This window comes from Iodidimonas gelatinilytica (genome assembly GCF_008579125.1).
Lineage (GTDB): Bacteria > Pseudomonadota > Alphaproteobacteria > Sphingomonadales > Rhodothalassiaceae > Iodidimonas > Iodidimonas muriae.
Window position 1 is genome coordinate 312707 of sequence record NZ_BKCL01000003.1, and the last position, 8176, is coordinate 320882.

At 56.0% G+C, this 8176-nt stretch carries 12 protein-coding genes and 1 pseudogene; 7 read left to right on the top strand and 6 right to left on the bottom strand.

Annotation, left to right across the window (positions count from 1 at the left end):
* The 3 genes and pseudogenes from JCM17844_RS06320 to JCM17844_RS06330 all read left to right on the top strand — a co-directional run bounded on the left by JCM17844_RS06320 (position 1) and on the right by JCM17844_RS06330 (position 1842).
* On the top strand, positions 1-474 hold the full coding sequence (locus tag JCM17844_RS06320) for a tellurite resistance TerB family protein (protein WP_150000157.1): 474 nt from the start codon (positions 1-3) through the stop codon (positions 472-474).
* A gap of 118 nt (positions 475-592) precedes the next feature.
* Positions 593-930 (top strand): annotated as a pseudogene (gene fdxA, locus JCM17844_RS15890) (ferredoxin FdxA).
* A 405-nt stretch (positions 931-1335) separates the two neighbouring features.
* Positions 1336-1842, top strand: a complete 507-nt coding sequence (locus JCM17844_RS06330) for a CarD family transcriptional regulator (RefSeq protein ID WP_210431486.1) — start codon at positions 1336-1338, stop codon at positions 1840-1842.
* Positions 1843-1911: 69 nt separating this feature from the next.
* Here JCM17844_RS06330 and JCM17844_RS06335 read toward each other — a convergent pair whose 3' ends face one another.
* The 4 genes from JCM17844_RS06335 to JCM17844_RS06345 all read right to left on the bottom strand — a co-directional run bounded on the left by JCM17844_RS06335 (position 1912) and on the right by JCM17844_RS06345 (position 4507).
* Positions 1912-2574: a thermonuclease family protein gene (locus JCM17844_RS06335; protein WP_150000158.1), complete on the bottom strand. Its 663-nt coding sequence runs from the start codon at positions 2572-2574 to the stop codon at positions 1912-1914.
* Between the two features lie 171 nt (positions 2575-2745).
* The gene (locus JCM17844_RS06340) at positions 2746-3498 is read right to left on the bottom strand and encodes an alpha/beta fold hydrolase (RefSeq protein ID WP_210431487.1); all 753 of its coding nucleotides are present in this window, start codon (positions 3496-3498) and stop codon (positions 2746-2748) included.
* Positions 3468-3647: a hypothetical protein gene (locus JCM17844_RS14625; protein WP_210431488.1), complete on the bottom strand. Its 180-nt coding sequence runs from the start codon at positions 3645-3647 to the stop codon at positions 3468-3470. Before JCM17844_RS14625 ends, JCM17844_RS06340 begins: the two co-directional genes overlap by 31 nt.
* The gene (locus tag JCM17844_RS06345) at positions 3647-4507 is read right to left on the bottom strand and encodes a universal stress protein (RefSeq protein ID WP_150000159.1); all 861 of its coding nucleotides are present in this window, start codon (positions 4505-4507) and stop codon (positions 3647-3649) included. The genes JCM17844_RS14625 and JCM17844_RS06345 overlap by 1 nt, the downstream gene beginning before the upstream one ends.
* A 123-nt stretch (positions 4508-4630) precedes the next feature.
* Here JCM17844_RS06345 and JCM17844_RS06350 point away from each other — a divergent pair, with 123 nt between their 5' ends.
* From JCM17844_RS06350 to JCM17844_RS06365, 4 genes are all read left to right on the top strand, one after another.
* A complete protein-coding gene (locus JCM17844_RS06350; protein ID WP_210431489.1) occupies positions 4631-4978 on the top strand; it encodes a PepSY domain-containing protein in 348 nt (115 codons plus the stop codon).
* The gene (locus JCM17844_RS06355) at positions 4978-5655 is read left to right on the top strand and encodes a response regulator transcription factor (RefSeq protein ID WP_150000161.1); all 678 of its coding nucleotides are present in this window, start codon (positions 4978-4980) and stop codon (positions 5653-5655) included. The genes JCM17844_RS06350 and JCM17844_RS06355 overlap by 1 nt, the downstream gene beginning before the upstream one ends.
* Positions 5656-5667: 12 nt before the next feature.
* Entirely contained in the window at positions 5668-7023 is a 1356-nt protein-coding gene (locus tag JCM17844_RS06360) for a sensor histidine kinase (RefSeq protein WP_150000162.1), read from the top strand.
* 88 nt (positions 7024-7111) lie between these two features.
* Positions 7112-7621, top strand: coding sequence for an RT0821/Lpp0805 family surface protein (locus JCM17844_RS06365; RefSeq protein WP_210431490.1), 510 nt, complete (start codon positions 7112-7114; stop codon positions 7619-7621).
* Positions 7622-7633: 12 nt separating this feature from the next.
* On the opposite strand, the gene JCM17844_RS06370 is transcribed toward JCM17844_RS06365, so the two are convergent.
* Positions 7634-7813, bottom strand: a complete 180-nt coding sequence (locus tag JCM17844_RS06370; RefSeq protein ID WP_150000163.1) for a hypothetical protein — start codon at positions 7811-7813, stop codon at positions 7634-7636.
* 130 nt (positions 7814-7943) lie between these two features.
* Positions 7944-8176: hypothetical protein (locus JCM17844_RS14630; protein ID WP_210431491.1), on the bottom strand; the 233-nt coding region annotated here is incomplete at its 5' end.

Genomic DNA, 8176 nt, shown 5'->3' on the forward strand with positions numbered 1-8176 from the left:
ATGTTGACGCGTATTCGTGCTTTTTTTGATCGTGTGGGAGGGGATGAGCCTGCCAAAGCCGCCCATGAGGATCGCCATGTGGCCGCCGCTGCCCTGCTTTTGGAAGCAGCCAGTTTGGATGGGGTTTTGGGAGAGGAAGAAGAAGCCGCGATCCGGAAGGTTCTCGATGACCGATTCGAGCTTTCCCAAGACGATATTGAAAGCCTGATCGCCGAAGCCCGCGGTCATAGTGATGGCTCCGTACAATTGCTTGGCTTTACCTCCAAGATCAAAGACGCCTGTTCTTATGAAGAACGAGTGGAAATGATCGAAATGCTTTGGGAGGTGGTTTATGCAGATGGGGTCTTGCATGATTATGAAGCCAACCTTCTGCGCCGGGTTGGTGGGTTGCTATATGTGAGCGATCGGGACCGGGGGGATGCGCGCAAAAGAGTTGTCGCCCGAATGGGCCTTGTTGATGGCGGGGAAGACTGATCGCACCATAGATTTAACCGGTTTCCCCTTGAAAAGTGGTTGTCTTGGGGAAAAATCTTGGGCATAACGCCTTCAAATCAACGCGGCGACCAAGCCGCTTCGCGCCGAGAGGAATTTCATGACCTACGTCGTCACAGAAGCCTGCATCAAGTGCAAGTACACCGATTGCGTTGAGGTCTGCCCGGTTGATTGCTTTTATGAAGGCGAGAATATGCTCGTCATCAATCCCAATGAATGCATCGATTGTGGCGTGTGTGAGCCTGAATGTCCGGCGGAAGCATTTTGCCCGATACGGAAGACGGCCTTGAAAAATGGCTGGAAGTGAATGCCGATTATTCGGAAAAATGGCCTAATATTACAGAAAAGAAAGATCCGCCTGCGGATGCCGATGCGTTCAAGGACCAAGCAGGCAAGTTCGATAGCTTCTTCTCTGCGGAGCCGGGCAGCGGCGATTGAGTTTCATCTTTGAGTAGAGTGCGGCATCTTTTTCGCATTTTTTTGACCATCTGATCAAGGGGGCGTGCCAAATAAAGGCGCTGTGACACTCTGCCGCAGTGCCGTCTGCAATGCCTCTGCTTTTGGTCGCTTCGGCTTAAAAATGGGCGTTGCGTGGTCCTTTGCGCGCTTCGCATATGCGAAATTCCTGTCATTTAATTGTCAGTTGTGTTACAGTTTTGTCCGTTGATTGATTTTTATTGTCATCAAGCCAGCGGATCTGGACAGCAGCGAGGCACAGCACCCGCACATCCCGTATCGCAATGAGCATATGATCCATCTGGGACTCCGGGGACCGGATGGATATGTGCCGGGTTATCGCTCGCTGAACATCCGCCCAACAGCAAAGGGGCTGCAAGACCTGCCATGGCAAAAAACAAAAGCATGCTTGATTTCAGCACGGGTGATTATGTGGTTTATCCAAAACATGGCGTTGGCCGTGTGACGGAAATCGAAGCCCAGGAGATCGCGGGCACCTCTCTCGAACTCTATGTTGTTCGTTTCGAAAAAGAGCGCATGACCTTGCGCGTTCCCACCAATAAAGCTGAGACGGTCGGGATGAGACGGCTTTCCAATACGGCAACCATTCAAGAAGCCTTCACCACATTGAAGGGCAAGGCGCGTATCAAACGCACCATGTGGAGCCGTCGGGCGCAGGAATATGAAGCAAAGATCAATTCCGGCGACATTGTTTCCATTGCTGAAGTTGTGCGCGATTTGCATCGTGGCGCCGATCAGCCGGAACAATCCTATTCCGAACGCCAGATCTATGAAGCGGCGCTTGGCCGTTTGGCGCGTGAACTTGCTGCCGTTGAGGAAATCGACGAGCAGTCTGCCCTGACGCGCCTCGAGAATGTTTTGATCGCCGCCTGATCCGCTTTGCGATCATCTTGATTTGAAGATCCCCCGCAGTGCTTCGGCGCCGGGGGATTTTTTATGCCTTTAGGGGGCCGGATCAGATTTTTGGGCTGACGATGCAGGAAGAATCCGGATTTGCGCCGGCGCGAGCGGGGTCATCAACGGGCCGTTGAAATCTTCTAAAACGCCGCGTACTTCCACGGTTTTATGCGCCCACCATGAAGGGTCGCGCTGCTCTTTCGGGAAGGTCCGCCTTATGGGCCATAACAGTCGAATGGTGAAATCTGTGCGCCAGTCATCCCCGAAATTAAGATAAACGGTGCCATCCACCTTGGTCGCAGAGCGGATGGGGCCTGCGACAATGGCAAATTCCCCTGCTTTTTGCGCCATCACCGCTTCATCGTCTGCCGCATAAAGCGCATTTCGGGCCGATGCCCAAACGCCCATATTCTGGGCGCGGGCTGTGGCTTCGGCAGCATAAAGGGCATCAGTCAGCATTTGGATATCATTGAGGGGAAAGGCGCGGGCCAGCCCTTGTTGCAGCAGCATGGCATTGATCCAAAGCCCTTTTCCATCCGCTGTGTTCGCCACCAGATGCGCGCGGATACGGCCATAGCGGTCGGGGATTTGATCCATCGGATAAACCTGAAGCCTATGGTCAAGATGGTGCTCGATCCGTTGTTTTACCATGCGCGCCAGCCCATCTTCGATGATGTCGCCGCCTTCATGCTGCGCCGGAGTGGCCATAGCCCCGCCAACACAAAGCGCCGGCCATCTTTGGCAACCAAGGCCAACCCGTCTTCCATGCGGGCCAACTGCATATCCAAGCTGGGCCAAGGGGTTTGAGGGGGGCGATGTCTTGTGCGTTTGCCATATGGGCAAGCGCCATCCACCCCAGCAGTGCGCTTAGAAACCGGATCATTGCGAGGCCATGGGGTGGGAAGAGAGGCCAGCCTGAAACGCATCAAATGCCGCCAGCACCGCCTTCGGGGCCTCTATTTGCGGATAATGGCCAATGCCATCCAGCCGTATCACATGGGGGGCGATGGTGGCCGGAGCGATCCGGGCGAATCGTTCGGCCATGGCTGTGCCGGAAACCGGATCAAGCGGTCCATAAACAAAGCGCAAAGGAATGGGGGATTTGGCAAAGGCCATGGTCCAGCGGTCCTGAAATTTTTGCCGCTCTCCTAGATACTGGATGATGTCGTGCATCACCCGCTTGCCGCCGTTATAGGTGATGAGATGCCAAAAATCGTCCAACGCGCTTTTGTCGGGTTGCGTATCGGGCCCGAATATTTTGGTAAAGGCCCAGCCAAAGCTCTGTCGGGTCATAAGATGCTGACTGATGCGGCCAAAGGGCGACCGCAACAAGCGTTGGGTGAACACCGGGGTGATGCGATCGTAAAAAATCCCGCCATTGAGCATGAACACAGAGGCCAGATCCAGGGCATGGGACGGCTCATGCAGGCGGGCCAGCAGTTCTTGTGCAACGCTATCGCCAAAATCATGGGCCAGAATATGCGGGCGGGCCACCCCAAGATCAGACAGCAATCCTTCCACCAGATCCGCTTGATCGAAGAGCGAATAGCCATAAGGTTTGGGCTTGGCGGAAAATCCATAGCCGATCATATCCGGGGCGATCACATCAAAGCGGGCGGTGAGATCCTCCACAAGGGGGCGAAATCCCAACTGGCGGTTGGAAAGCCGTGCAGGATCAGCAAAGGATCGCCTTTGCCCGCCCGTCGATAAAAAATCTTATGGCCTTTATGGGCGTAATAAGCGCCCGCATGATGCCAATCACGTAAAAGAGGCGTGGGCATCAGTGGCTCATGAACACCGGGATCTTTGCGTGATGAATGGCATGGCGTGTGACCCCGCCAATAATCATTTCACGCCAGCGGCTATGGGAAAAGGCTCCCATCACCAACAGATCCGCGCCAAGAGTTTCCGCCGTGTCCCGGATGGTTTCGCCAACACTTTTGTCGTCACTTTCACGGTGCAGAATGTCTGCGCTTATGCCTTGGCGGGCCAGATACAGGCTCAAGCCTTCCAAAGAAGGCCGGTCGGGATGTTCATCATCTACCGTCAATAAGAAAATGCGCTCGGCCCGGTGCAAGAAGGGCAGGGCTGCGGCGACGGTGCGGGCACATTCGGCCCGACCATTCCAGGCCACAAGGATGGTGCTGCCGATGGTTTCGCTGGGATTGGGCGGGGCCAATAATAAAGGCCGGCCCGAACGAAACAGCACTTCGTTCAACAGATCGGCGCTATCTTCACTATTGGGATCAACCGGTTGCGGCACCACGGTCAGATCGGCCAGGCGTGCGGCCCGTCCCACACGGTCAGCGATGAAGCCCGTCGATTCTTCCCATGCAACGGTGGCTGTTTTTTCTGGTCCCAATCCATCGCCTAACGGAATATCCTGTTTTTTGCGGGTTTCTTCAAAAACGGCATAGGTGCGGGCAGCACGGGCTTTGCCCTCCCGGTCTGATGCATCCACAAGGTCTTGAATGGCATCGGCGGTCAGGCCTTCTCCCATAAAGGGAATGGCGGCACGCGGATCGGGCCGGATGAAAAGGCAGGTCAGATGGGCGGAAAAAGTTCTTACAAGTGAAAACGCAACTTTTAAAACACTATCCTGCCCTTTTGGGTCGGTCATGGGTACAAGAAGGGTGCGCATGATTATTTTCCCTGATTCCTAGTGGCTTGCATGCCAAGCATAGCGCGGACAGGGCTCTATGGGGAATGGTTCATATGGTGTTCACGGGAAATCGCATATTTATCGGGGGAAGGGATCAAACCCATGCGAGGTTTTAACGTCATTGCGGGCTTTTTTGTGATGGGTGTTCTGGGCACTGCGGCTTTATCGTCGCCGGTTTCTGCAGCACCGCAGCACCGGCCTGTTCTGGCGCAGTCTGAGCAAGATAGCGCCCGCGAAGAAATGCTTGAAGGCAAGATCAAAAGCTATTCTGACATTGTCCGTCGCGCCCGAAGGGCGGTGCCGGGGCGTGTGGTGGGGCAGGATCTGCAACGGGCCGGGCGGGATCGCTGGGTGTATCGGATCAAGGTCTTGCAAGAGGGGGGAAAGGTGGCTTCAGTCACGTTGGATGCCCATACAGGACGGATTTTATCGGTGAAAGGAAAGCGCTGATGCGGGTCTTGATTGCAGAAGATGATGTGGATCTGGCCGCCCAGATGGTGGCGTCCTTAAAGGATTCGGGCTATGCGGTGGATCATGCAAGCGATGGTGAGGATGCGCATTTTCTAGGCGATACAGAGCCTTATGATGCGGTGGTGCTGGATCTGGGCTTGCCGGTGATGGATGGCATTTCTGTTTTGCGGAAATGGCGCGAAGACGGGCGTTCCATGCCGGTACTTATTCTGACCGCTCGCGATAGCTGGAGCGAAAAGGTCGCCGGATTGGATGCGGGGGCCGATGATTATGTCACCAAGCCGTTTGAACTGGCAGAGGTCTTGGCGCGGTTGCGGGCGCTTATTCGTCGGGCGGCAGGCCATGCCAGCTCAGAGCTGGTGTGTGGCCCTGTTACCCTTGATACCCGGAATGCGCGGGTGTGGGTTTCGGGCGAGCCGGTGCGGTTGACGGCGCTGGAATTCAAACTGTTTTCCTATTTGATGCATCATCAAGGGGAGGTGGTGTCGCGGACCGAGCTGACCGAGCATATTTACGATCAGGATTTTGATCGGGATTCCAACACCATCGAAGTGTTTGTGAACCGGATTCGCAAAAAACTGGGAGTCGATCTGATCCATACTGTACGGGGACTTGGCTATCGCCTTGATCCCGAAGATGGGGAAGATAAGCGCTGAAAGGGATCATCGGTGGGGCGTTTGACACGATCCCTGACAGTTCGACTGCTATTGAGTGCCAGCCTTTGGCTTGCGGTGGCTTTGGCCTTTGGCGGCTTTATTCTGGCCGGGGCCTTTCGTGATTATGTGGTGGCGGATTTCGATCATCGTTTGAGCCTGGCCCTTGAACATATGATCGGCGTGAGCGAGGTGGAAGACGGGCTGTTGCGCTTCACCCGCCCGATGGCGGATCAACGCTATTCCGATCCTTATTCCGGGCTTTACTGGCAGGTTTCCACCGAAGATATGCCGCATTTCCGATCCCGTTCCTTGTGGGATCAGGCCCTTGATCCGCAATGGGAACAACCGGCCTTTTCCCAAAGGGTATATGAAACCCAAGGGCCGACCGAGCAGGTTTTGCGCATCATGGTGCGCGATGTGGTGCTGCCTGATGACGAGGCGGTTTATCGTTATATGGTGGCGGGGGATACCCAACAGATCCGTACGGATATCGACAGATTCGATATGCTGATCCTGCGGTCCCTCGGCTTTTTGGGGCTGGGCCTGTTGTTGGCGGTTGTGGCGCAGGTGTGGATTGGCTTGCGGCCCTTGAAAGCGGTGCGTACAGGCTTGCTGCGTATTCGGTCTGGTCGAGCCCAAAGGCTGGAGGGTCGCTTTCCGTCTGAAATCCAGCCTCTTGTGGAAGAAATGAATGCGCTTATCGCCCAGAATGAACGGGTGGTGGAGCGGGCGCGCACGCATGTGGGCAATCTGGCCCATGCGTTGAAAACGCCGTTATCGGTGCTGACCAATGAAGCAAAAACGCAAGACGGGCGGTTGGCGGATGTGGCCCGTGCCCAAGCAGCCAGTATGCGCCAGCATATAGACCAGCATTTGAAGCGGGCGCGGGCCGCGGGCGGTGGCGGTGTGGGTGCGGCAACGGCACTGGATGAACCGGTGGCGGAACTGGTGCGCGCCATGCAGAAAATTTATGCAAGCCGGGCATTGACCATCAAGGCAGAACTGCCGCCGGGCCTTGCGTGCCGGGTGGACCGTCAGGATCTATCCGAAATGGTGGGCAATCTATTGGACAATGCCTGCAAATGGGCCGCCACCACCGTTATCGTGAAGGCCGAGCGATTGAAAAACACGGCGCGTCCGATGCTGGAGATTTGCGTGGAGGATGACGGGCCGGGGATCACCGATGGGGAAGCGGAAGCGGTGTTTGAACGTGGAAACCGTTTGGACGAGGCTGTGCCGGGCAGCGGTTTGGGGCTTGGGATCGTGCGCGATATTGCGGATATGAGCGGCGGTCATGTGCGATTGAGCCGCTCTCATATGCTGGGGGGCGTGCGGGCCGGGCTTGTTCTTCCTGCTGTAGAAACTTAAATGATGATCATCCTTGGGCGGTTCATTCGCAGTTCACGCTTCTTGGGATAGGATAACAGACATTGTGCGAAACCGGTTGGAGGCGAATATGACCGTGGACAGGATCAAGCTCAGCATGTCACGCTTGCTCAAGATGACGGGGGCGGCCCTGCTTTTTGCCAGCCTTGCGGCATGTAGCAATCAAGGGAATGGCGAAAAGGAATTTTGGGGCACGGTTGTTGGCGGCATTGCTGGCGGTCTGATTGGGTCCGAAATCGGTGGCCGTGGTGATAGCGGCAAGGTGGGCGCGGCCTTGGGGGCTGTGGCCGGTGCGGCCATTGGCAATCAGGTGGGCAAGGATCTGGACCGGGCCGACCGCATAGCCATGGCACAGGCACAACAACAGGCCTTTGAAACGGCGCCATCCGGCACCCGTACCGAATGGTATAATCCCGATACCGGCAATCGTGGCTGGGTAGAGCCAAAGCCCGCTTATCAAGGGGATGATGAGCGTTATTGCCGGGAATATACCCAGACCATCTATGTGGGTGGTGAAGCGCAAACCGGTTATGGCACGGCATGTCGGCAGCCCGATGGCGACTGGAAAATCATCCAGTAATTTTGTCAGGGTTTAACGGGATTTCGGGGCTGCCATACAGGCGGCCTCGTTTTTGTTCATGCTGAAGCTGCCATCGGCTTTGCGATAATGAATGGCCTGGATCACCATGCGGTCTGCCGCCCACAGCCGGTAGCGCTGGCAGCCATCTTCATCCACACCTTCGATGGGAACGGCATAAACCCCGTTCCCCATGGGCTGGGCCCCTTGTGGCAGATTGGCCGGTGCGGCGCTGTCCGATTGCCGGGTCTGTTGGGGCGGGGCGCCGCAAGCGGATATGAGCAAGGATGCAGCAAGAAGCCCGCCCCATGCCCAGAATTTGGCTTTAAAAACGTGAGCGCAAGCGCACAAGCAAGGATGTAATGGTGCCGCCATTGGCCACATGCCCGGCTTCAAATTGTTGCACAAGGCTGGTTTCGATGTGCGTATGGGCATTGAGCATAAGGCCATAGGACATCTCCAGATCAATTTCGCGCCCACTGGGCGAAAGGGACAGAGTCCGGTCCTCGAACAGGAAAATATCGGCATCAAAATCGCGGTCAACCGGAACCCGCAAGC